Origin of the sequence: Leucobacter tenebrionis (assembly GCF_019884725.1) — a bacterium.
Lineage (GTDB): Bacteria > Actinomycetota > Actinomycetes > Actinomycetales > Microbacteriaceae > Leucobacter > Leucobacter tenebrionis.
Genome location: NZ_CP082322.1, coordinates 2,979,049 through 3,000,861, shown reverse-complemented (window position 1 = coordinate 3,000,861; position 21,813 = coordinate 2,979,049). Strand labels below are relative to the sequence as shown.

Below are 21,813 nucleotides of genomic sequence, written 5' to 3'. Positions count from 1 at the left end.
TCAGCCCCGCTCCGCCCTCAGGCGAACGCCGACACCCCCGTGATATCGCGGCCGATGATGAGCGCCTGCACCGTCTCCGTGCCCTCGTAGGTGTGCAGCGCCTCGATGTCGGCGAAGTGACGGGCCACCCGGTTCTCGAGCAGGATCCCGTTGCCTCCGAGCAGATCCCGCGCGTTGGCGGCCATCGCCCGAGCCGTGCGGGTCGCGGTGTACTTGCCGAGCGATGCGCCGGGCCCGGAGAGCTCGTCCCGCTCCTCGGCTCGGGTGAGCTGCATGAGCAGCGTCTGCAGCGACGTGAGCTGCGAGAGCATCTCGGCGAGTCGCGCCTGCACGATCTGGGACGCGGCGAGCGGTCGGCCGAACTGCACGCGCTGCTTCGCATAGTGCACCGCGGTCTCGTAGACGGCGGTCGCCTGGCCGAGGGCTCCCCAGGCGACGCCGAGGCGCGTCGCCTGCAGCACTCGCGCGGTGTCCTTGAAGCTGCGGGCTCCGGGCAGCTTGGCGGATGCCGGCACGCTGACGCCGTCGAGTTCGATGTGCGCCTGCCAGATGGCGCGCAGCGACATCTTGCCCTCGATCGTGGTGCCCCGATAGCCGGGGGAATCCTGCGGAACGATGAATCCCTGCACCTGCCCGTCGTCGCCTCGCGCCCAGACGACAGCGATACTGCCCACGCTTCCCGATCCGATCCACTTCTTGTGGCCGGTGATGACGTAGCCGCCGTCTCGAGCCTCGGCCCTGGTCTCGAGACTCACCGAGTCGGAGCCGTGGGTGGGCTCCGTCAGGGCGAAGGCCCCGAGCTCGACGCCGCGCGCCATCGGTTCGAGCCAACGCTGCCTCTGCTCGTCCGAGCCGCACTCCGCGATCGATCGCATCGCGAGGCCGCCCTGCACCCCGACGATCGTGGCGATGGATCCGTCGCCGCGCGAGAGCTCCATCATGGTGAGGCTCGCTGCGAGCAGGCTCTGCTCGGGGAAGCCGGGCACCTCGATGCCGTCGCGCAGCAGGTCGAGGTCGCCGAGCCGCTTCGCGAGGTCGAGCGGGTACTCGGCGCGATCCCAGATCCCGGCGATCACGGGGCGCACCTCGTTCTGCACGAACTCGCGCGCCCGATCGCGGTAGGCGAGGTCGTCGGCCGAGAGGCCGCGGAACACCCCCGCGACGTCGGGGTCGATCGGCTCCCACAGATCGTACTCCGGTTCCTGGGTACCGAGCGCGACGGGCGACTTGCTGTGCTGAGACATTGCGGATCCTCCCCGCGCCGTCGGATTCTCGTGCCACTGCGGTGGCCGGGTCGGCGCGTGTTTCGAGCATGACTGAGACCGCGTCTCATGTCAAGCCGTGATCCCCGGACCCATCACCGCTCATGCTTCATCAATTCAGCATTTCACACGATGGGACTCCGTGCCATTTCGACGAAATGTGCTACCGTCGGCGTATGCCAGCGAAGCCCCCGCCCGTCTCCGCGCCGCACGAGCACGAGAACTCGGCCGCCGCGATCCGCCGCCTCGCCGAGCAGGGCTACGAGGCCACCACCGCGGGCGACCTCGCCGATGCGGTGGGCATGAGCCGCAGCACGTTCTTCCGCCGCTTCGGCAGCAAGGACGACGTGATCTTCGCCGATCACGACCACGCCCTCGCACAGCTCGGAGCCTTCCTGGACTCCACCGAGCTCGCCCCCGCGGATGCTCTGGCCGAGGGCACCGCCGACGTGCTGCGTCTGCTGGTGCGCGATCCCGAAGCCGCCCGCCTGCGCTTCGAGCTGATGCGCGAGACCCCGGCGCTGCGCGACCGGGAGCTGGTGATCACGCACCGCTACGAGCGCGTGTTCGCACGATACATCCGCCGTGTACAGCAGCCCGAGACGCCGGACTGGGTGGCATCGGCGCTCGCGGCGTCACTCGTCGCGGTGCACAACGCGACGCTGCGCGATTGGCTGCGCGACCGGGTCTCCGATGCGCCTCGGGCAGTGGTTCGGGATCTGCGCAGACTGCTGGCGCTCTATGACCGCTGGCTCTCAGCCGAGGGCGCGCACCAGCGGGTCCTGGTCGCGGTCTACGACGCAGCGGCCTCCCCCGATGCCGTGCTGAGCGCCGTCGCGTCTCAGATCGAGGCCGAAGCCCGCTGAGGTTCGCGCGATCCGGCGCACCGAGCCCGCCGATCCCGAGCGCCCGCGCCTACGATGGACACGTGACCACCGGCGACCCGCTCCCCCGACGATGAACCATCTCGTCGACTCGATCCCCACACTGATGGGGATCGCACTGCTCGTCGCCCTCGCAGCGATCGTGCTGCGGTACGCGGGCGCGAGTGGCTGGTGGGTCCCCGCCGTAGCGGTGCTGCGCGGCAGCCTGCAGCTCGCCGCACTCAGCATCGTGCTCACGGGCGTGATCACGGATCCGCTCTGGGTCGGGATCGCGCTCGCCGTGATGTTCTCGGTAGCTTCGACGACCAGCGCCCGGCGCATCTCCTGGGGATGGCGAAGGTTCGGGATCATCGCCTCGGCGATGCTCGCAGGCGTCGCGTCGACGCTCGTCATCATCTTCGCCAGCGGTGCAGTAGACCTCGCGCCGCGCTATCTGCTCGCGCTGGGCGGGATCCTGATCGGCAACTCGATGACCGTGGCGACGCTCGCGGCCCGGCGCGTGTACGAGAGCATCGACGAGCACTGGGACGAGGTGGAAGGCCGGTTCGCACTCGGAGCCACCCCGCGCCAGGCGACCGCCGGTTTCGCGACGCGCGCCATCGGCGAAGCGCTCGTGCCGTCGACCGATCAGACGAAGACGACGGGGCTGGTCACGCTGCCCGGCGCTTTCATCGGCGCGATCTTCGGCGGCCTCGATCCGATCGAAGCGGGCCGGTTTCAGATCGTGGTACTCGCGGGCATCCTCGCCGCCGGTGCGATCACTTCGGTCATCGTCGCGCACGGCCTCGCCCCCGTGACTCAGCGCCCGTGAATCGGGATCGTCAGCCTCGGTTCAGCTCCTCGGCGAGCATCACGAGGATGCCGCTGGGCCCTCGGAGGTAGGTGAGCCTGTAGATGTCCCCGTATGTCGCCACGCCGCGCAGCGGGCGGCAGCCGTGACGTGCCGCGATCTCCAGAGCCTCATCGAGGTCGTCGACCGAGAACGCGACGCGGTGCATGCCGATCTCGTTGGGGAGAGTGGGCTCCGTCTCGATCGCGTCGGGGTGGATGTATTCGAAGAGCTCGAGCCGGCCGTGACCGTCGGGCGTCTGGAGCATCGCGATCCTGGCATGATTGCCATCGAGCCCGACCGCGGTATCGGCCCACTCGCCGCTCACCGTATCGCGCCCCAGCACGGTGAGACCGAGATCGGTGAAGAAGGCAATGGTCGCTTCGAGGTCGCGAACCGCGATGCCGACGTTCTCGAATCTGATGCTCATGAACGCATGATAATCGAGGCTGCGGCGAGCGCTCCCAGAGAATCGGAGCGCTCCTCGGAACGACGAGGCGCGCTCGAAGTTCGGAGAGACCCGGTACGGCTTCAGGTCAGGACGAGTGCCCTTGGCCGTTCCGCCCGCTCGTCGGCGGCGAGATCACCCAGAGCGCTGCCGACTCGCCGTCGTAGAGGTTGGTCACCATGTGCGGGAGCGACGTCTGCAACTCGATGGAGTCCCCCTCCTCGAGGATGAACTCCTCGTCGTCGAGCAGCAGCTTCATCCTGCCCCTCAGGATCAGCAGGAACTCCTCGGAGTCGCCGTGGATGTACGGCTTCTCCGCATCGCTCGCACCCGGCATGTAGCGCACCTCGAACACCTCGAAGCTGACATCGGGGCGACGGGACAGGATGTCCTCGACGTATCCCTCCGAGCCGGCGATCTGTGCCCGGTCCGCTTTTCTCAAGGGTTGCGGGGTCCACTCCTCCTCTGCGAAGAGGCTCCCCGTCGATACCCCGAGAGCGCCGGCGATCCGCACGACGGTCTCGACCGTGACCCCGCTGCGGCCACGCTCGATCTGGCTGAGCGCCCCGGCGGTCATGTCGGCCCGCTCGGCCACCACCGAGAGCGTGAGGCCCCGCTGTTTGCGGACGCTTCGAAGCCGGTTTCCGAAACGTATCCGTTCCTGTTTGGGATCCATGATCTCCACGATATCCCGCCTTCGGCTACGACCTGAGGATCTGGGTCTCGCGCTCCAGGAACCACACGACCGCGCGCTCCCCCGGAGCCCACTGCCGGGTGTCCTGCGCCGAGAGCCGCGCCACCACCGGCGTCTTCCCGTCGGCGAGCCGCAGTTCTACGCGGGACGAGGATCCCAGGAAGGTCTGGGAGATCACGGCGGCGTCGAGCGCGACGGCGTCGGCGGGCGCCTCCCTCACCGACGGGGCGATGTCCACCTGCTCAGGACGCACGAACAGGAATGCGGATCCGTCGGGGTGCGACGGGGCACCGATCCCGCGCACACCGAGATCGGAGGAGAACGAGCCGCGCTGCACGTCTCCGGGCACCAGCACGGAATCCCCGAGGAACTGCGCGACGAAGAGGTTGGCCGGTCGACGGTACAGCACCTCGGGGCGGTCGAACTGCACCACCTCGCCCTCCTGGAACACGGCGATCCGATCCGACATCGTCAACGCCTCCTCCTGATCGTGGGTCACGAAGACGCAGGTGCTGCCGACCTCCCTCTGAATACGCTTGATCTCGACCTGCAGCGAATCCCGCAGGCGCTTGTCGAGCGCGCCGAGAGGCTCGTCCATGAGCAGGAGCGGAGGACGGTAGACGAGAGCCCTGGCCAGTGCGACCCGCTGCTGCTGACCTCCCGAGAGTTCACTCGTGCGTCGGTTCTCGTACCCGCCCAGATCGACGAGAGCGAGCGATTCCCGCGCCAGCTTCGCGCTCTCCTTCCGGCTGATACCGCGCCGCCGCAGCGGGAACATCACGTTCTCGAGAACGCTCTGGTGCGGGAACAGGGCGTAGTGCTGGAACACCACGCCGAGCCCTCTCTTATACGCCGGCGTTCGGCCGATATCGGTGCCGTCGACGAAGATGCTCCCCGAGGTGATCGGAGTGAAGCCCGCGATGAGGTTCAGAGTAGTCGTCTTACCCGATCCCGAGGGGCCGAGCAGGGTGACGAACTCCCCCGACTCGATCGAGACGTTGAGGTCGCGCACCACCTCCTTGTCTCCGTAGCGCTTCGTGAGGCCGACCAGTTCGACCGGTGCTCCGATGTTGCCAGTGTGCTTCGTCACGATTTCTTCTTTCGGGCTGAGGAGACCACCGCGATGACGACGACGATGCTCGTGATGGTCAGGATGAGAGTGGATGCCGCTGCCATGGTCGGATCGGTGTCTCTCGTGAGGCTCGAGAACATCTGCACCGGGAGCGTCTTGAGCAGCGGGCTCTGGATGAACAGCGACGCGAGCACCTCGTCGAAGGAGATGACGAAGGCGATGAGTGCACCGGCGGCCACGCCCGGCAGAATGCCCGGCAGCGTGACGAGCAGGAAGGTGCGCACCGGGCCGGCTCCGAGGCTTGCCGACGCGTCGAGAAGGCGGCGGTCGAAATTCGCGAGCGAGGCCCCGACCGAGATGATGACGTAAGGTACGGCGAAGAGCGTGTGCGCCGCAACGAACCCGGCGACGGTCCCCACCAGCTGGCCGTAGAGGAACATCGTGTAGATGCCCACGGCGATGATCACTCCTGGGATGATCAACGGCGACAGGAAGAGGGCGCGCATGATGCCCGCGCTCCGTTTCCCCATGCGTGCGAGACCGAGCGCAGCCGACGTGCCGATCACCACCGATACGAGCATGACGAGCAGACCGATGCCGACAGAATTGGCGAGGCCGCTGGCCCAGGAGGGATCGGTGAAGAAGTTCTCGTACCACTTGAGCGAGAGCTTCTGCGGAGGAAACGCGAACGAGGCGCGCTCGTTGAAACTGAGCGGCACGACGATCAGCAGCGGCAGCACCATGAAGAGAGCCACCAGCACACCGACGATCGCGAGGAGCGCGCGGGTCAGGGTGCGAGTCATTGTTCCGCCTTTCCGAGTCGCCTGCTGCGCAACCGCAAGAGATACATGCCGAGCAGCCCGATCAGTGCGATCGCGACCAGCACCAGCAGCAGTACGACTCCGATGGCGCCGGCGTGCCCGAAGTTGAGGTCCCTCGAGGTCTCGTTGAAGATCGCCTGAGACAGCATCGCCTCGCTCGGAGACCCCAGCAGAGCGGGGAAGATGTAGAAGCCGAGAGCCGTGACGAACACGATCACCGCGCCGCTCATGATCCCGGGCACGGAGAGCGGCACGAAGACGCGCATGAACGCACTGGCCGGCCGCGCGCCCATGCTCTCGGCCGCGGTCAGCAGCCTCCGGTCGATGCCGCGCAGCACGTTGTAGAGCGGTAGCACCATGAAGGGCAGCAGCACCTGTGTCATACCGATCATCACACCCATCGGCGTGCGGATGAGGTGCAGCGGTTCCAGTCCGAGCATCGCCAGCAATTGGTTGAGCGCGCCCGCGTCCTGCAGGATGACGAACCAGGCGAAGGTGCGCACGAGGGCGCTCACCCAGAACGGGAGCATCACGAGAGCGAGCAGCACGGTGCGCAGCGTCGGCCCCACCAGTGTCATCAGGTACGCGTAGGGGTATCCGATGACCAGCGTGAACAGCGTCGTTGCACCGGCGACCGCGAGCGTGCGCCAGAGCATGTCCCGGTTCGCCTGCGACGAGAAGAACCAGATGTAGTTGTCGAGCCCCCACGTCGGATCGGAGAAGCTCTGCATGATGCCCGTGCCGAGGGGGTATGCGAACATCGATGCGAGCAGCAGCAGGGAGGGCAGCAGCAGACCGAGCGTCGCCAGGTTCCGGCCGTTCGCGCGCGGCTTCCCGCCGCTTGCGCGAACGGCCAGCACCATGGTGTCCGTTTGAGTCATCGTTCGAGCACGCTCCGAGTCAGCTGCCCTGGACCCAGGCGCGGTAGGCCTCGGTGAGCTCATCGAGGTGCTCGCCCCAGTAGTCGTTGTCTATGAGGATCGTCTGGTCCGCGATCTCGGGGTTGGTGATCTGGAAGTCGCCCGAGATCCCCTCGAACTGCGGGTCGGCGTTCACGTTCACCGGGCCGCTTCCGTTGCCCTCCGCGAAGGCGGTCTGCTGCTCGGCGCCGATGTAGTAGTTGATGAAAGCCATCGCAGCGTCGGGGTTCTTCACCCCGGTCGGCACCGCGAGGGACTCGTAAGTCTGGAACGCCTGATTCCAGACCACCCCAATGGGAGCTCCGGCCTCGGCGGCACCCCGCGCGCGGCTGGTCCAGACGATGCCCATCGCGGCCTCACCCGTCTCGAGGAGCTGCTGCGCCTGAGCGCCGGAGGACCAGAAGATGATGTGATCGCGGATCGTGTTGAGCTTCGCGACGGCGCGTTCGATGTCGAGGGGGTAGAGATCCTCCGGAGCGACGCCGTCCGCGAGGAGGGCGCCCTCGAAGACGCCGGTGTCATAGTCCTGGTTGATGGCGCGCTTGCCCGGGTACTTCTCGACGTCGAAGAAATCGACCCAGCTCGTGGGCGTCTCGTCGAGCTGATCCTCGTTGTAGGCGAAGACGTTGCCGAACATATTGGCCGGCACCGAGCAGTCGCCCCAGGTGCCCTCCGGCAGTTCGCTCGTGTCGATGATGTCGAAGTCGAGCTTCATGAGGTTCGTGCCGCAGTTCGGCTCCACCCAGCTCGCGTCGACGTCGACGACGTCCCAGGTCACCTGACCGGTCTTCACCTGGGCCTCGAGCTTCGCGTACTCGGTCGGCCCGTCCGAGAGCACCTTTGCGCCCGAGGCTTCCGCGAAGGGCTCGCCCACTGTCTCCATCTGCACGTCCTGGTAGCCGCCGCCCCACGACACGAAGCTGAGCGTGATCCCCTCGAGCGCGCCCTCCTTCACCTCCCCGGCGACGGGCGGCCCCGATCCGAGGTCGACTTCCTTGGCGGGAGCCGATCCCGAGGCGCATCCCGCGAGCAGTGCGACGACTGCCGCTCCAGCCGCCCCGGCGATCAAAGCTCTTCTCTGTGTACGCATGACTTCTCTCCATCGATCCTGTCGAGCGTGAGTGTGTCGGCATCTCCGACCCGCTCAGTCAAGCACCCTAGGACAGCCCTAAAAATATTGCAACACGTAATTTCATTTGAGTGAGGCTAAATTTTTGTGCTTTACTATCCGATGTCGCAGACCGCAGAGACATGGGAGTTACACGATGCCGCCCTCAACTGTCATCATCGGCGCCGGCCCCATCGGCTTGCTGACCGCCTTCGAACTCACGAGACACGGAAGGCATGTCACCGTGATCGACCGCGACCGCATCGGAAGCGGCGGCTCTCGGTGGAACGCAGGCGAGGTCGTGCCGTTCGAGGTCGACCCGGTCGCCTCATCCGCCTTCCTGCGAAAAGGCGCCCGCGGGCTGCTCTCGGCGCGGCTCGAACCGTCGCTCACCGTCGGGATCGGCGACCTCTTGGCAGACCCCGGCTTCTTCACGCGGTTCGCGTGGCACTCCCGGCCCGCAGCGTACGAAGCGGGCCGGCGTGCGCTGCTCGAACTGGCGAAGCCGACCTTCGAACTTCTGCAGCAGTACCGGGCAGAGGGCCTCCCGATGCATCCGCAGGGGAATCGCTTTCTCTATCTCTTCGAATCGCCGAGAGCAGCGCGGGCGGCGCGTCGGAACGCGGAGCACGGATCGAGGATCAGCGGGCTTCCGGCCCCCGGGGAACTGCTGCACAGCACCGAGCTGCGCGACTTCGAGCCGGGCCTCAGCGACAAGGCGACAGCGGGATTCTTCCAGAGCGGCAACCAGTACATCGACTCGAACCAGTTCTTCGAAGACCTCATCGGACTGCTCAGCGCGCGGGGTGTGCAGTTCATGGACCGCACCGAGGCGACCGAGGTGCGAGAATCGCTCGACGGGGCCGAGGTGCTCACTCCGCTCACGAGCATTCCGTGCGACAGCGTGCTCATCGCCGCCGGCGCCGACGCAGGCCGGTTGGCCGAGAGGTGGCGGATCCGCCTCCCGCTCCGGGCCGGCCGCGGATACAGCGTTCGCGTCGACCTCCCATTGAACCACCGGGACACGCTGCTGCATTTCTCGGAGTCGCACGTGGTCGCCAGCCCGTTCGACCGCGAGGTGCAACTCGCCGGCCAGATGAACATCGCGAGCAAGCCGAAAGACCCGGCGAGCTACCATCGACGCATCCTCGCCATGGCGGCCGAGTACCTGCCCGCCGTCGCCGAAGCATCCGTGGTGCGGCAGGGCGCCGGCGTGCGCCCGCTCACCCCGGACGGTCTGCCCTACATCGGCTCGCTCAGCCGCCGCGTGCATGTCGCAGCCGGGCACAACATGATCGGCCTGACCCTGGCCCCCACGACGGCGGCGGCGATCGCACCGCTGCTGCTCGGTGAAGCCGCCCGGACCAACCTCGCACCCTTCTCCCCCGCCCGATTCACCCGAGGAGCATAAATGCCAGCATCATTCCGCCACCGTCTGACGGCCGAGAAGGATCCCATCCTCGAGCGGCACACCGTCCGGTGGATCGAATCGGAGAAGGAGCTGTACCTCGATGAGCACCTCGCGATCAACCGCGCCCACGCGACGATGCTCGCCGAGGTCGGGATCCTGACCGATGCCGAGTGCCGGGTGATCCTCGACTCGCTCGCTCGAATCGAACACGACGCCGTCGGCGAACTCGTGCGGCGCGGCGACGAGGAGGATCTCTTCTCCGTGATCGAGGGGGCCCTGATCCGGATCTGCGGCGTCGACATCGCCGGCAAACTGCACACCGGTCGTTCTCGCAACGACTACTACATGACGCTCGCGAGGCTCGTCATCAAACGCGAGACCGAGGCCCTCATCACCACGATCTCGGATCTGGTGGCGCAGTTGCTCAGCTCAGGAGAGAGATACGCGGATCAGGTCTTCCCCGGTTACACGCACAATTCTCAGCAGGCGCAGCCGGTGTCGCTCGGCCACTTCTTCCTCGCGCACGCCGACGCGTTCACTCGGGATCTCGAGCGGCACCGCGCGAGTCTCGGCCGGGTGGATCTCAGCCCCATGGGCGCCGCGGCGCTCGGGGGTACCGACTTCCCCCTCGATCGGCACCGCATGGCCGAACTGCTCGGGTTCGCCGGCATCGTCGAGAACACCCAGGACGCGGCCGGGATCCGGGACTTTCAGCTGGAGACCGCCGGCAACATCGTCACGCTCATGATGAACGCCGACCGGCTCGTCGAAGCGCTCGTGATGTACGCGACCACCGAGTTCGGCCTCATCGTCATCGACGACTCGCTGATGGGCGTCTCGAGCATCATGCCGCAGAAGCGCAATCCCGTCGCGCTCGAGTACGTCGAGACCATCGCATCGAAGTCGCTCGGCGCATTCGTATCGGCGGCCGCGACGCTGAAGAGCACCACGATCGGCATGAGCGAGGAGGCGATCTCGATCGACGACACGATCGTACGGATGTGCCTCGACGCGCGCGACGCCGTCTCGATCCTCACGAAGATCATCGACGGCGTGCGCGTCGACTCCCATCGCGTCGAGGAGGTGCTGCGGGCGGGCTTCTTCACCGTGACCCAGCTCACCGATTTCCTGGTGGCGCACGAGGGTTTCCCCTTCCGCGTCGCCCACACCGTCGTCGCGCTCGCCGTCACGCACCTGACTGCGGAGAACCTCGACCTTTCCACGTCCCCCGGCCGCGAGCGCTTCATCGCGATGCTTCGAGAGGAGGCCCTGACGGAGACGGGTCGGGTTCTCGCTTCGGATGACGCGGCGCTGCTGCGCACACTCGAGCCCTCGGAGACGGTGCTCAGCCGCACGATCGAGGGCGGCCCGGGCGTCGAGCGGGTTCGCGAGATGACCGCTCGCAGGAAGCAGTCGCTCTCAGCGAAGGGAGCGCTCGCGAACAGCTGAGCGAATCACCCGATGAGTTCGCCCAGCTCCAGCCAGCGCTCCTCGAGCGCAGCCACCTCGTCCTCGAGCGCCGTGATCTTCACCATCTCGGCGTTCAGCAGCGCGTAGTCGCTCTGGTCGAGATCGGCGAGCCCGGCGCGCGCCTTCGCGGCCTCGGCCTGCAGCTTCTCCATCTTGCGTTCGACCGCGGCGAGCTCCTTCTCGGCTGCCCGGCGCTCGGCACCGGAGAGGGCCGACGTGGATTCTGCGACCTGCTTCGCGTCCGCAGAATGACCGGAGGAGCCCGCTCCCGCCGCAGAGCGGGCCGAACCCGCCGCCGCTGCACGATCCTGAGCCGCTCGCAGTTCGAGGTACTGGTCCACTCCCCCGGGCAGGTGCCACAGGCGCCTGTCGAGAATCGCGTACTGCTGATCCGTCACGCGCTCCAGGAAGTAGCGATCGTGCGACACCACGATCAGCGTGCCGGGCCACGAGTCGAGCAGATCCTCCATCGCGGCGAGCATGTCGGTGTCGAGGTCGTTCGTCGGTTCGTCGAGGATCAGCACGTTCGGCTGGTCGAGCAGGATCAGCAGCAGCTGCAGCCGGCGCTTCTGACCGCCCGAGAGATCCTTCACCGGCGTCGACAGCTGCGCACTCGTGAAGCCCATGCGCTCGAGCATCTGACCCGGCGTCAGCTCCTGGGCCTTCGAACCGCTGCCGACGGTGAAGCTCGTGCGCAGACGGCCGATGACCACCCGCACCTGCTCGTTCAGGTGCTCCTCGAGTTCATCGAGGCGCTGCGTGAGCGTGGCGACCTTCACGGTCTTGCCGCGCTTCACCTGCCCCGTCGTCGGCTCGACGTCACCCGAGATGAGACCGAGCAGCGTCGACTTGCCCGCCCCGTTGACGCCCAGGATGCCGGTGCGCTCGCCCGGAGCGAGCCGCCATTCGATGTCTTCGAGGACGACCCGATCCCCGTACGAGACGCCGGCGTCGAGCAGATTCACGACCTCCTTGCCGAGACGCTGCACGGCCATCGACTGCAGCGAGACCTTGTCGCGGATCTCGGGGACGTCGGAGATCAGCTCGTTCGCGGCGTCGATGCGGAACTTCGGCTTCGAGGTGCGAGCGGGCGCGCCGCGGCGCAGCCAGGCCAGCTCCTTACGCGCAAGATTCTGCCGCTTCTGCTCGATCGTCGCCGCCTGCCGATCCCGCTCGACGCGCTGCAGGATGTAGGCCGCGTACCCGCCCTCGAACGGTTCGACGATGCGATCGTGCACCTCCCACGTCGTATTGCACACCTCGTCGAGGAACCACCGGTCGTGCGTCACGACCAGCAGTGCGCCCTGCCCCTTCGGCCAGCGGCGCTTCAGATGCTCGGCGAGCCAGGCGATGCCCTCCACATCGAGGTGGTTGGTGGGCTCGTCAAGGAAGAGCACCTCGTGGTCGCCGACCAGCAGACGCGCCAGTGCGACACGGCGACGCTGACCGCCCGAGAGCGCATCGACCCGCGCCTCCCAGTCGAGGTCTCCGACGAGGCCGGCGATGACGTCGCGCGTGCGCGAGTCGCCGGCCCACTCGTACTCGGGCCGGTCACCCACGATCGCGTGCCCCACCGTCGCGCCGTCTTCGAAGACGTCGGCCTGATCCAGCACCCCGATCGTGGTGCCGCTGCGCATCGTCACCTGCCCGGCGTCGGGTTCGCGACGCCCGGCCAGCATCATGAGCAGGCTGGACTTGCCGTCGCCGTTGCGACCGACGATGCCGATCCGATCGCCCTCGGCGACCCCCAGCGTCACCGAGTCGAACACGGTCTTGGTCGGAACTTCGAGGTGCAGGGCCTCAGCCCCCAGGAGATGAGCCATAACCCATCCAGTCTAGGCGTGCGAGCGGGCTGCGATGCGCGGATACTCAGGGAAGGGCCGCGCCTGCGCGGAGCTGGGGGAGCAACTCGGATGCGCAGACACGGCCCCTCGGGTGCCGCTCGCCGCGGAGGCGTGCGGCGCGCCTCGCCGCACACCGGGGGAGTAAGTGCGTCGAGGCGGGTCGATGGCCGCGCTCGGTCGGTGCCGAGCGTCGGCTGCCCTCGTGGGGAAGGATCAGCGGGCATCACCCTCCTCCTGGATGACCGCGGCACTGTCGAATATGCGGTGCACATCGATGCCCAGGAACCCCGCGATCCACTCCAGTTCGGAGACGTCGAAGGGTTCCGAGGCATCGAGGCGTCGCAGCAGTGCTTCGGGACTCATTCCCAGCATCGCCGCAACCTCGTTCGGCGTCGCTTCATGGCTTGCCAACTCCCGGCGTACCGCTTCGGCGACCGCCGCTACCCAATTCCCCTTGTGAACATGTGCGGGCACATTGAGTATGCTTGCACACATTTGTAAGCAAAACAATTCCAGACCGTGAATTCGCGGCAGGCAGTCGCTCTCGGGGCACTGAGTACGCTTGAGACATGGCACAACCAGGCAAACGCCGCTCCACCCTCGGGCCGACCCCGTTCGCCAGGCATCTCGGCTCCTACCTGTGGTCGCTGGTCAAAGCGGAGAACGGCGACCGGTCGGGCAGGTGGCTCGCCGCCCGCACCGATCGGTCGAACGGGTACTGGGAGAAGATCCTGAATCTCCGTCAGGCCATGACCACGAACGACATCGCCATCGTGGCCGAACTGTTCGGCGTCTCGCCCTACCAGTTCGTGCACGAGGCCAGGGAGTGGGACGGCGAAGAGCAGGAGCCCTCCCCCGCTCCCGTCGTCCCCATCGCCTCCAAGAACGTCGGTGGCTCCACTCATACTGAAGGGCACCAGGCCCGCGAGCCCCGCGTCGCATTCCGCGACGACAGCGGCTCGGGCGAGCTCATCGACGAATAGGAGCCCCGATGGATCCCCTCGACCGTTACGCGCAGCAGTTAGGGGTGACGATCGAGTGCACGCCCGACCTCGACCCTGATTTTCCAGGCGACTACTCCCACCGCAGCCGCCACGTGCGCATTCTCGACGGCATGACGCCGGTCAAGACGCGCACCGTGCTCGCGCACGAGCTCGGTCACGCCAGCTACGGCGACGAACCCAGCCCGTGCCCCCGCATTGCGGAGTCACTCGAGCGTCGAGCCGACGAGTGGGCGGCGCACTTCCTCATCGACGCGGAGGAATACCGTCTCGCGGAGCAGCGCTTCGGCAGCAACGTGGTGTGGTTGGCGCAGGAGCTCCGCGTGATGCCGCGGCTCGTGCGCGCCTACCGACGCACCCTGCGGCGCGTCGGCGACAGCGTATGCGTCGACCCCGGCATCGCATCCGCGATCCCGCGCATGCGATACGAAGCGGATCCCTGAGCAGCAGTGTTCGACGCGATTCGAGAGCCGCGGCACGCGGGCCGCGAGGGCGGCGCGCGTGCTGGGGTTCAGGGCCCGACTGCGCTGTCGATCAGGCGCAGCAGGATCCGCCGCAGCAGGCGCCCCCGGCCTCGCCCGAGTTCAGGACATTGAGGATCTCCCTCGACTCGGCGTCGGCGAATCCCGCCGCTCCCCCGAACCCGGCCTCGCCCGAACCCGCCTCGGGGTCCAGCTCGGCCGCGATCTCCGCTTCGACGGCTGCGCTTGCGATCGACTGCTGCTTCTCACTCATCATGGTTCCTTTTCAAGCCTGGTCGGCGTGGTGGTTCTCGGGTGCCTCGGCGGCATCGGGGTTCGGGCCCGCGGCGGCGCCCGGGTCGGCATCGACGTTCGGGCCCGCGGCGGCGCCCGGGTCGTCGGCGCTCGCGCGGAACCCGAGCACCTGTTCGAACGCGCCCGCGAAGGCCTCGCTGCTCTGCGCCCCCGAGATGCCGTACTTCTCATCGATCAGGAAGAAGGGCACCCCGCTCACCCCGAGCATACGGGCACGCGTGATATCGCGCTCGACGGCCTGCCCGTACCCCTCGTCGTCGAGTGCGGCGCGCACGGCATCCGGGTCGAGCCCCACCTCGGCACCGAGCCGGGCAAGAGTGTCGGGGTCCGACATATCCTCACCCTCCGCGAAGTACGCCCGGAAGAGGCGCTCCTGCATCTCCGTCTGCAAACCAGACTCCGCCGCGAGGTGCAGCACCCGGTGCGCCCGAGCAGTGTTCGCGTGCCTCACCCGCGAGAAGTCGAACTCGATGCCATCGGCCGCCGCGAGCTCCGTCATCTGCTCGAGCATCTGCTCCACCTGTGCGGCGGGCATACCCTTGTGCCGCACCAGGAAGTCGACCTCGCTGCCCGAGAAGTCGGGCGGTGTGTCGGGGGCGAGTTCGAAGCTGTGCCCCTCGACCTCGAACTCGACATCGGGCCGCTGGGCGCGGAACGCCGCCACGCCGGCTTCGAAACGATGCTTACCGATGTAGCACCACGGGCAGGCGATGTCGGACCAGATGTCGACGCGGATCGTCTCACTCATGCTCGCCTCAACCACCTTCGACGGCTCGTTATTCCTTGCGCTCCCCGCACAGCAAAGCGGCGGCGGATCGGGGTCTCCGATCCACCGCCGCCGGTCCCTCCCGATTCACCGGGAGCCGCGCCGCAGAGAGGCTGCGCTACCGCTTCGGGGCGGAGGCCTGCTCCTCGTGCTCCAGCTCGCCGCTCGGCTGATGCAGGAGGTAACGCTCACGCGAATCGTCGAGCTCATCGAGCCACCTGGTGTGGTGCTCGACGGCCATCGTGCCGGTCATCACCGAGCGATGCGCTTTGTCGCGGTAGGTGAGGATGTCGCGCTTCTTGTCCTGCTTCCACGCGAGGAAGATCTCGACCACCGCGTCGAGATCGAACATCGGGTAGTCGGTCGCCTCGATGAGATCGCGGATGTAGTCGGCCTGGAAGCGCACCGCCGCCGGATCGTCTTCAAGGGCTTCATGCCGCCGCAGCCACTCCTCCATGTGCGCGACGCGCTCCTCGGGCGAGGGCAGCTCTGCGCGGCCGAGGATGAGGTCGCGCGCGTACCAGGCCTGAGCGTCGAACATGTTGAAGGTGAACCACTGGTCCTGTGCCCCGAGGTAGTACAGGTGCGGATTGCCCTGCCACACGACGCCGCGGTAGAGGCCGGTCGGGTACAGGTTGTTCGGCGAATCGATGCGCATCTCGTTCGGCAGGAACGGGTAGTGGTGCAGGTAGCCGGTGCAGAGCACGACCGCATCGAACTCTCGGCGCTGCCCGTCGACGAACGAGACTTCGGCACCGTCGAAACGGAGGATCTCGGGAACCTCGTCCACCCCCTCGGGCCAGGCGAAGCCCTGCGGCCGCGAGCGGTAGCTCATCGTGACGTGACGGGCGCCCATCTTGTGCGCCTGCACGCCGATGTCCTCGGCCGAGTACGAACCCCCGATGAGCAGCACACGCTGTCCGGCCAGGCGCTCGGCGCCGCGGAACTCGTGCGCATGGATGACCTCGCCAGGGAACGTCTCGATCCCGTCGAAGTTCGGTACGTTCGGGTACGAGAAGTGCCCCGTCGCGACGATGACCTCATCGAACACCTCGCGCGATGTGCGCCTGTTCCGGAGGTCCTCTACGGTGAGGGTGAACCGCTCGGCGGTCTCGTCGTAGTCGATCCAGCGCACGGCGTGGGCGAACCGCACCAGGTCCTTCACTCCCGACTGCGAGGCCCGTCCGTCGATGTAGTCCCACAGCACCTCGCGCGGCGGGTACGACGAGATCGGCCGACCGAAGTGCTCGTCGAACGTGTACTCGGCGAACTCCAGCGCCTCCTTGGGCCCGTTCGACCAGAGGTTCCTGTACATGCTCGAGTGAACCGGCTCACCGTAGTGATCCGTGCCGGTGCGCCAGGTGAAATTCCACTGGCCGCCCCAGTCGTCCTGCTTCTCGTAGCAGATGATTTCGGGGATCTGCTCCCCCTGGCTCTCCGCTGCCGCGAAGGCCCGCATGGCCGCCATTCCGCTCGGCCCAGCTCCGATGATCGCTATTCTTTTCTGCTGCACATAGGCCTTTCCACCCTCAGGAATCTCCCTCGGGCATCCGTGGGTATATTCGTTCGGGTCACAAGCACCGCGCAGCGTGGAAACGTGCTCGACACTCTGCGCAGGCTCCCCTCTCACACTTTGGCCACATGTGCGTGAATAGTCAAGTTGACCGGGGCGACCCCGTTCGTCTCACCGATCCTCGCCGGTCCTCACGATCCTCACCGACCCTCACCGGTCCCGTCCGCCCCGGCCCACCCGCCGATGTAGACCTCTCGCACGGTTGTAGATATCTCGCGCGGTACGGGAGGTCTACAACGGGACAGGAGGCCTACAATGGCGAACGGATCCGTTAAGAGCGACCCCGGGCTGGTGAGCCCGGCGCGGATCGCGGGAAAACGCCTGCGGCAGTAGCCGCAGGGTCCCGGGCAGCGAAACGCTTTGCGTTTCGCTCTGAGCCCGAAACCCGTCTCCCCTAAACGATCCCGGGCTGGTGAGCCCGGCGCGGATCGCGGGAAAACGCTCCGCGTTTTCCCCTAAACGATCCGCGCCCCAGGGACCGGGCCGGTGACGGTGAGCGCCCGCACTCCCGCGCGGTTCAGCACGCCGCGCAGCTCGGCGGCCTCCTGGGCGTCTCCCACGAGGAACGCGACGGTGGGCCCCGATCCCGAGACGATGCCCGCGCGAGCGCCCCGCGACTCCCCCAGCTCGAGCAGCTCCGTCAGTTCCGGTGCGAGCTTGAGGGCCGCGACCTGCAGGTCATTGTGCATCGACTCGGCGAGCGAATCGGCGTCTCCGACACGCACCGCCTGCAGCACGGCGGTGTCGACCTTCACCTGATCGGGCTGCCTGCCGAGGTCGCGCACGTGCGCGTCCCGGTGCCGGTCGAGCATGCGGTACACCACGGGGGTGCTGAGCCCCGCGTCGGAGAGGGCGAGCACCCAGTGGAAGGTTCCCTTCGCGAGCGCGGGGCTGAGCTCGTCACCGCGACCGGTGCCCACTGCCGTGCCGCCCTCCAGCGCGAACGGAACGTCGGCCCCGAGCTCGGCGGCGATCGGCAGCAGCCCAGGCCGCCCCAGCTCGGTGCCCCACAGCTCATCGCACGCCACCAGGGTTGCAGCGGCGTCAGCGGATCCCCCGCCCATGCCGCCGGCGATCGGCACGCGCTTGAACACCGTCAGGTCGACGCCGCCCGAGTACCCGGTGCGCTCGGCGAGCAGCTTCGCGGCCCGGACCGCCAGGTTGGAGCCGTCGGTCGCGAGGCCACTGCTGTCGATCGGCCCCGTGAAACGCACCGAGAACTCATGAGCCGGGGTCGCGGTCACCTCTTCGAACAGCGAGACCGCCTGATAGAGCGAAGCGACGTCGTGATAGCCATCGTCCTGCAGCGCGCCCACGCGGAAGAACACGTTGATCTTGCCCGGTGCCCGCACCGTGATCGATCGCCCCCGAATCGCGCTCATGGTTACACGCTAGCGCACCCCGGAGCGCCCGAGATGCACGCGAGCGATCGCGAGGAACTCGTCGATACCCAGCTGCTCCGCGCGAGCGGTGGAAGCGACTCCTGCGGCCTCGATCGTCGCCACGGCCTCGTCGAGCGGCCCGAGCACCGTCTGCAGCGCCTGCCGCAGCATCTTGCGGCGCTGAGCGAAAGCGGCGTTCACCAGTTCGAACACGAGCATGCGCTCGGTCTCATCGCCCCTCGGCTCCGCGAGCTTCTCATACCCCACCAGTACCGAGTCGACGCCGGGCACCGGCCAGAAGATGCGGCGGCTCACGTTGCCCGCGATCCGCCACTCCCCGTACCAGGCCGCCTTAGCGCTGGGCGCACCGTACTCCTTCGAACCGGGACCGGCCGCGATCCGGTATCCGACTTCCGACTGCACCATCACGAGACCGCTGCGCAGCTCGGGAATCAGCTGGAGCAGGTGCATCAGGATCGGCACCGAGACGTTGTATGGCAGGTTGGCGACGAGCACGGTCGGCATGGGAGAACCATCGTGATGCGCCGCGTCGCGGGTGGCCGGAGCGCCCGAACCGGCGAGCGCGCGCAGGAGGACGGCGCGGCTCAGGTCGAGGGCGTCGGTGTTGATCACCCGCAGACGCGGAGCGCGCTCGTCGGCGAAGATGCCGGGCTGCATGGCACGAGCGGTGGTGAGCAGCTCGTCCGCAAGGCGGCGGTCGATCTCGATCGCGGTGACATCGGCGCCTACCTCGGTGATCCCGAGGGTGAGCGAGCCGAGGCCCGGGCCGACCTCGATCACGCGGTCGCCCGCTTCGACGCCCGCGAGCCGCACGATCTTGCGCACCGTGTTGGGGTCGATCACGAAGTTCTGGCCGAGCTTCTTCGTGGGCGAGACCTCGAGTCGCGCCGCGAGTTCACGGACCTCGTTGGGCCCGAGCAAGCGGCCGCCCGCCTCGACGGAGTCGGGGGACGCCGACTCAGTCATCGCCGTCCTCGTCCCAGAGCCCGTAGACCCGCTCGGTATTCGCGGCGATGCGCGCGCACACGTCGTCGAGCGGCTCCTCGAGCGTTTCCGCCATGCGACGCACGGTGTGGGGCAGCAGGTAGGGCGCATTCGGCCGACCGCGGAACGGCTCGGGCGTGAGGAAGGGAGCGTCCGTCTCGGCGAGCACCAGCTCGGGGCGAGCGACGGCGAGCGCCTCTCGCAGCGCGGGGGCGTTCTTGAAGGTCGAGGTGCCGGAGAACGACATGTACCAGCCGTGCTCGTTGCAGATGCGCGCGAGGCGCGCGTCACCCGAGAAGCAGTGGAACACCGTTCGCTCGGGCGCGCCGACCCGCAGCAGCGTCGCGACGACCTCGTCGTGGGCGTCGCGATCGTGGATCTGCAGAGCGATCCCGTTGGCCTTCGCGATCTCGATGTGGGTCTCGAACGACTCGATCTGGGCGGCCCTGCCGTCTTCACCGGTGCGGAAGAAGTCGAGACCGGTCTCGCCGACCGCGCGCACCCGGGGCTGACCGGCGAGGCGGGCGATCTCCGAGAGGTGAGAGCTCAGCAGGCCCTCTGCGAAGAGACGGGGGGCCTCGTTCGGGTGGAGCGCGACCGCGGCGAGCACTCGCCGGTCACCCGCCGCGAGCTCGGCGCTCCACCGGCTCGTCTCGAGATCGGTGCCCACCTGCACGATGCCGCGCACGCCCACGGCCGCCGCTCGGGCCAGCGAATCGAGCGGTTCGAGCTGGTCGACTCCGTCTTCGAACTCGAGGTGGGCGTGGTTGTCGTAGACCGGGATCGGCAGCGGCTCGGGGCTCTCGGGCCGTGTCGTGTCGCGCGATCCGCCATCCTTCCGCTTGCGCAGGCCGCCCGCGGGCACCTGCGCATCGCGCTGCGCGGGATCGGTACTCACTTGTCGGCCTCGATGCGCGGGAACAGCGGGGGAAGCTCGTGCTGCTCGGTTCCGGCGGCGAGCCGGCCCCAGCGGCCGGCCTCGCGGATCGGCTGCTCGGCGAGCGCGCCCAGAGCCGCCTCCGCGCCGAGCGCGGTCCACAGCTTCGCCGCCGCCTGCGGGATCACCGGTGCGAGCAGCTCGGCGAGCACGCGCAGGCCCTCGGTCGTCGTGTAGAGCACGGCGGCTAGGCGATCGCGCTGCTCGGGATCCTTGGCGAGCGCCCACGGCTGCTGCTCGGTGATGTAGCCGTTGAGAGCGTCGACCAGCTCCCACACCGCGGCGATCGCCTCGTGGATCGCGAAGGCCTCGATCCGCGCATCGGCGCGCGCAGCCACGTCCGCCGCAAGCTCGCGGATGGCAACATCGTCGGCGTGCTCCGCCGAGCCGAATGCGACCTCGGGCACCCGGCCTTCGAAGTACTTCTTGTTCATCGCGAGCACGCGGCTGGCGAGGTTGCCGAAGCCGTTGGCGAGTTCGGCCTGGTAGCGAGCCGCCAGATCCTCCCAGCTGAAGGACCCGTCATGGCCGAACGAGATCGCCCGCATGAAGTAGTAGCGGAACGCATCCGAACCGAAGGTGTCGGTGATCTCGTTGGGCGCGATACCGGTGAGCTTCGACTTCGACATCTTCTCGCCGCCGACCAGCAGCCAGCCGTGCGCGAACACGTGCTCGGGCACCTCGAGCCCGGCCGCCATGAGCATGGCCGGCCAGATCACCGCGTGGAAGCGCAGGATGTCCTTGCCCACGATGTGGGTCGCGGGCCAGCGCCGCTCGAACTGCTCGGGGTCGGAGCCGTAGCCGGTCGCGGTGACGTAGTTGAGCAGGGCATCGAACCACACGTAGGTGACGTGCGAGGAGTCCCAGGGAATCGGGATGCCCCAGTCGAACGAGGTGCGGGAGATGCTCAGATCCTCGAGCCCCTGCTGCACGAAGGCGATCACCTCGTTGCGGGCGCTGGCGGGCTGCACGAAATCGGGGCGCTCCTCGTAGAGCGCCAGCAGGCGATCCTGGAACGCGCTCATCTTGAAGAAGTAGTTCTTCTCCTGCAGCAGCTCGAGCGGCTTCGAATGGATCGCGCAGACCTTCTCGCCCTCGAAGGCGCCCTCGCCGTCGACGATCTCGCTCTTCGGCTTGAACTCCTCGCAGCCCACGCAGTACAGCGCCTCGAACTCGCCGGCGTAGACGTGGCCGTCGTCGTAGAGCTTCTGCAGGAACTTCGCGACGCCCTCCTCGTGGCGGGCATCGGTCGTGCGGATGAAGTCGTCGTTGGAGAGGTCGACGGTGTCGAGCAGCGGCTTCCACGCCGATTCGACGAGCCGATCCGCCCACTCCTTCGGAGCTACGCCGTTGGCGGTCGCGGTGCGCAGGATCTTCTGGCCGTGCTCGTCCGTGCCCGTGAGGAACCAGGTGTCGTCGCCCGCCTGCCGATGCCAGCGCGCCAGCACGTCAGCCGCCACCTCGGTGTACGCGTGCCCGATGTGCGGGGCGTCGTTGACGTAGAAGATGGGGGTCGTGATGAAGAACGAGGAGGGCTGTGCCCGGTGGTCGAGTGCCATGGGTTCCATTGTATTCGGAACGACTGACACGCTCGTCCGTGTTACTCACGG

Annotated in this window: 22 protein-coding genes; 6 read left to right on the top strand and 16 right to left on the bottom strand. The window is 67.6% G+C overall.

Annotated elements, in window-relative coordinates; all coding sequences use genetic code 11:
* Positions 1–17 precede the first annotated feature (17 nt).
* Positions 18–1,244 (bottom strand): acyl-CoA dehydrogenase family protein, encoded by a 1,227-nt coding sequence (locus tag KVY00_RS13825; protein WP_223043447.1) that lies wholly within the window; start codon positions 1,242–1,244, stop codon positions 18–20.
* A gap of 194 nt (positions 1,245–1,438) precedes the next feature.
* On the opposite strand from KVY00_RS13825, the gene KVY00_RS13820 reads away from it, so the two are divergent.
* A complete protein-coding gene (locus tag KVY00_RS13820) occupies positions 1,439–2,128 on the top strand; it encodes a TetR/AcrR family transcriptional regulator (protein ID WP_223043446.1) in 690 nt (229 codons plus the stop codon).
* A gap of 91 nt (positions 2,129–2,219) precedes the next feature.
* Positions 2,220–2,957 carry an ABC transporter permease gene (locus KVY00_RS13815; RefSeq protein ID WP_223043445.1) on the top strand — a complete coding sequence of 246 codons (738 nt, stop codon included), beginning with the start codon at positions 2,220–2,222 and terminating at the stop codon, positions 2,955–2,957.
* Between the two features lie 10 nt (positions 2,958–2,967).
* Here KVY00_RS13815 and KVY00_RS13810 read toward each other — a convergent pair whose 3' ends face one another.
* The 6 genes from KVY00_RS13810 to KVY00_RS13785 all read right to left on the bottom strand — a co-directional run bounded on the left by KVY00_RS13810 (position 2,968) and on the right by KVY00_RS13785 (position 8,020).
* Complete coding sequence (locus KVY00_RS13810) at positions 2,968–3,405, bottom strand: VOC family protein (protein WP_223043444.1); 438 nt, start codon at positions 3,403–3,405, stop codon at positions 2,968–2,970.
* 106 nt (positions 3,406–3,511) lie between these two features.
* Positions 3,512–4,099 (bottom strand): helix-turn-helix domain-containing protein, encoded by a 588-nt coding sequence (locus KVY00_RS13805; RefSeq protein WP_223043443.1) that lies wholly within the window; start codon positions 4,097–4,099, stop codon positions 3,512–3,514.
* Between the two features lie 25 nt (positions 4,100–4,124).
* Positions 4,125–5,207 (bottom strand): ABC transporter ATP-binding protein, encoded by a 1,083-nt coding sequence (locus tag KVY00_RS13800; RefSeq protein WP_223043442.1) that lies wholly within the window; start codon positions 5,205–5,207, stop codon positions 4,125–4,127.
* Positions 5,204–5,992: an ABC transporter permease gene (locus KVY00_RS13795; RefSeq protein ID WP_223043441.1), complete on the bottom strand. Its 789-nt coding sequence runs from the start codon at positions 5,990–5,992 to the stop codon at positions 5,204–5,206. Before KVY00_RS13795 ends, KVY00_RS13800 begins: the two co-directional genes overlap by 4 nt.
* Positions 5,989–6,891, bottom strand: a complete 903-nt coding sequence (locus tag KVY00_RS13790; protein WP_223043440.1) for an ABC transporter permease — start codon at positions 6,889–6,891, stop codon at positions 5,989–5,991. Before KVY00_RS13790 ends, KVY00_RS13795 begins: the two co-directional genes overlap by 4 nt.
* A 19-nt stretch (positions 6,892–6,910) precedes the next feature.
* Positions 6,911–8,020: an ABC transporter substrate-binding protein gene (locus KVY00_RS13785; protein ID WP_223043439.1), complete on the bottom strand. Its 1,110-nt coding sequence runs from the start codon at positions 8,018–8,020 to the stop codon at positions 6,911–6,913.
* A gap of 175 nt (positions 8,021–8,195) precedes the next feature.
* Here KVY00_RS13785 and KVY00_RS13780 point away from each other — a divergent pair, with 175 nt between their 5' ends.
* Together KVY00_RS13780 and argH are read left to right on the top strand one after the other, a co-directional pair.
* Entirely contained in the window at positions 8,196–9,449 is a 1,254-nt protein-coding gene (locus KVY00_RS13780) for an NAD(P)/FAD-dependent oxidoreductase (RefSeq protein WP_223043438.1), read from the top strand.
* Entirely contained in the window at positions 9,450–10,898 is a 1,449-nt protein-coding gene (gene argH / locus KVY00_RS13775; protein ID WP_223043437.1) for an argininosuccinate lyase, read from the top strand.
* Between the two features lie 5 nt (positions 10,899–10,903).
* On the opposite strand, the gene KVY00_RS13770 is transcribed toward argH, so the two are convergent.
* Together KVY00_RS13770 and KVY00_RS13765 are read right to left on the bottom strand one after the other, a co-directional pair.
* Positions 10,904–12,742, bottom strand: coding sequence for an ABC-F family ATP-binding cassette domain-containing protein (locus tag KVY00_RS13770; RefSeq protein ID WP_223043436.1), 1,839 nt, complete (start codon positions 12,740–12,742; stop codon positions 10,904–10,906).
* Between the two features lie 234 nt (positions 12,743–12,976).
* A complete protein-coding gene (locus tag KVY00_RS13765) occupies positions 12,977–13,135 on the bottom strand; it encodes a hypothetical protein (RefSeq protein WP_223043435.1) in 159 nt (52 codons plus the stop codon).
* Between the two features lie 197 nt (positions 13,136–13,332).
* Between KVY00_RS13765 and KVY00_RS13760 the strand changes: the two genes are divergently transcribed.
* Positions 13,333–13,746, top strand: a complete 414-nt coding sequence (locus tag KVY00_RS13760; RefSeq protein WP_223043434.1) for a hypothetical protein — start codon at positions 13,333–13,335, stop codon at positions 13,744–13,746.
* An 8-nt stretch (positions 13,747–13,754) separates the two neighbouring features.
* Positions 13,755–14,207 carry an ImmA/IrrE family metallo-endopeptidase gene (locus KVY00_RS13755; protein WP_223043433.1) on the top strand — a complete coding sequence of 151 codons (453 nt, stop codon included), beginning with the start codon at positions 13,755–13,757 and terminating at the stop codon, positions 14,205–14,207.
* Positions 14,208–14,298: 91 nt separating this feature from the next.
* On the opposite strand, the gene KVY00_RS13750 is transcribed toward KVY00_RS13755, so the two are convergent.
* From KVY00_RS13750 to metG, 7 genes are all read right to left on the bottom strand, one after another.
* On the bottom strand, positions 14,299–14,499 hold the full coding sequence (locus tag KVY00_RS13750) for a hypothetical protein (RefSeq protein WP_223043432.1): 201 nt from the start codon (positions 14,497–14,499) through the stop codon (positions 14,299–14,301).
* Between the two features lie 12 nt (positions 14,500–14,511).
* Positions 14,512–15,288 (bottom strand): DsbA family oxidoreductase, encoded by a 777-nt coding sequence (locus KVY00_RS13745; RefSeq protein WP_223043431.1) that lies wholly within the window; start codon positions 15,286–15,288, stop codon positions 14,512–14,514.
* Positions 15,289–15,424: 136 nt separating this feature from the next.
* Positions 15,425–16,819: an NAD(P)-binding domain-containing protein gene (locus tag KVY00_RS13740; RefSeq protein ID WP_223043430.1), complete on the bottom strand. Its 1,395-nt coding sequence runs from the start codon at positions 16,817–16,819 to the stop codon at positions 15,425–15,427.
* A 515-nt stretch (positions 16,820–17,334) separates the two neighbouring features.
* Positions 17,335–18,261 (bottom strand): 4-(cytidine 5'-diphospho)-2-C-methyl-D-erythritol kinase, encoded by a 927-nt coding sequence (locus KVY00_RS13735; RefSeq protein WP_223043429.1) that lies wholly within the window; start codon positions 18,259–18,261, stop codon positions 17,335–17,337.
* Positions 18,262–18,270: 9 nt separating this feature from the next.
* Positions 18,271–19,248, bottom strand: a complete 978-nt coding sequence (rsmA, locus tag KVY00_RS13730) for a 16S rRNA (adenine(1518)-N(6)/adenine(1519)-N(6))-dimethyltransferase RsmA (RefSeq protein WP_223043428.1) — start codon at positions 19,246–19,248, stop codon at positions 18,271–18,273.
* Positions 19,241–20,164 (bottom strand): TatD family hydrolase, encoded by a 924-nt coding sequence (locus KVY00_RS13725; RefSeq protein ID WP_394358251.1) that lies wholly within the window; start codon positions 20,162–20,164, stop codon positions 19,241–19,243. Before KVY00_RS13725 ends, rsmA begins: the two co-directional genes overlap by 8 nt.
* Complete coding sequence (gene metG / locus KVY00_RS13720; protein WP_223043427.1) at positions 20,161–21,762, bottom strand: methionine--tRNA ligase; 1,602 nt, start codon at positions 21,760–21,762, stop codon at positions 20,161–20,163. The genes KVY00_RS13725 and metG overlap by 4 nt, the downstream gene beginning before the upstream one ends.
* Between the last annotated feature and the right edge of the window lie 51 nt (positions 21,763–21,813).

Bases quoted from the DNA above. Each gene is read 5' to 3' on its own strand.
- KVY00_RS13825 (WP_223043447.1), bottom strand. From the start codon at position 1,244: ATGTCTCAGCACAGCAAGTCGCCCGTCGCGCTCGGTACCCAGGAACCG.
- KVY00_RS13820 (WP_223043446.1), top strand. From the start codon at position 1,439: ATGCCAGCGAAGCCCCCGCCCGTCTCCGCGCCGCACGAGCACGAGAAC.
- KVY00_RS13815 (WP_223043445.1), top strand. From the start codon at position 2,220: ATGAACCATCTCGTCGACTCGATCCCCACACTGATGGGGATCGCACTG.
- KVY00_RS13810 (WP_223043444.1), bottom strand. From the start codon at position 3,405: ATGAGCATCAGATTCGAGAACGTCGGCATCGCGGTTCGCGACCTCGAA.
- KVY00_RS13805 (WP_223043443.1), bottom strand. From the start codon at position 4,099: ATGGATCCCAAACAGGAACGGATACGTTTCGGAAACCGGCTTCGAAGC.
- KVY00_RS13795 (WP_223043441.1), bottom strand. From the start codon at position 5,992: ATGACTCGCACCCTGACCCGCGCGCTCCTCGCGATCGTCGGTGTGCTG.
- KVY00_RS13790 (WP_223043440.1), bottom strand. From the start codon at position 6,891: ATGACTCAAACGGACACCATGGTGCTGGCCGTTCGCGCAAGCGGCGGG.
- KVY00_RS13785 (WP_223043439.1), bottom strand. From the start codon at position 8,020: ATGCGTACACAGAGAAGAGCTTTGATCGCCGGGGCGGCTGGAGCGGCA.
- KVY00_RS13780 (WP_223043438.1), top strand. From the start codon at position 8,196: ATGCCGCCCTCAACTGTCATCATCGGCGCCGGCCCCATCGGCTTGCTG.
- argH (WP_223043437.1), top strand. From the start codon at position 9,450: ATGCCAGCATCATTCCGCCACCGTCTGACGGCCGAGAAGGATCCCATC.
- KVY00_RS13770 (WP_223043436.1), bottom strand. From the start codon at position 12,742: ATGGCTCATCTCCTGGGGGCTGAGGCCCTGCACCTCGAAGTTCCGACC.
- KVY00_RS13765 (WP_223043435.1), bottom strand. From the start codon at position 13,135: ATGCTGGGAATGAGTCCCGAAGCACTGCTGCGACGCCTCGATGCCTCG.
- KVY00_RS13760 (WP_223043434.1), top strand. From the start codon at position 13,333: ATGGCACAACCAGGCAAACGCCGCTCCACCCTCGGGCCGACCCCGTTC.
- KVY00_RS13755 (WP_223043433.1), top strand. From the start codon at position 13,755: ATGGATCCCCTCGACCGTTACGCGCAGCAGTTAGGGGTGACGATCGAG.
- KVY00_RS13750 (WP_223043432.1), bottom strand. From the start codon at position 14,499: ATGAGTGAGAAGCAGCAGTCGATCGCAAGCGCAGCCGTCGAAGCGGAG.
- KVY00_RS13745 (WP_223043431.1), bottom strand. From the start codon at position 15,288: ATGAGTGAGACGATCCGCGTCGACATCTGGTCCGACATCGCCTGCCCG.
- KVY00_RS13735 (WP_223043429.1), bottom strand. From the start codon at position 18,261: ATGAGCGCGATTCGGGGGCGATCGATCACGGTGCGGGCACCGGGCAAG.
- rsmA (WP_223043428.1), bottom strand. From the start codon at position 19,248: ATGACTGAGTCGGCGTCCCCCGACTCCGTCGAGGCGGGCGGCCGCTTG.
- metG (WP_223043427.1), bottom strand. From the start codon at position 21,762: ATGGCACTCGACCACCGGGCACAGCCCTCCTCGTTCTTCATCACGACC.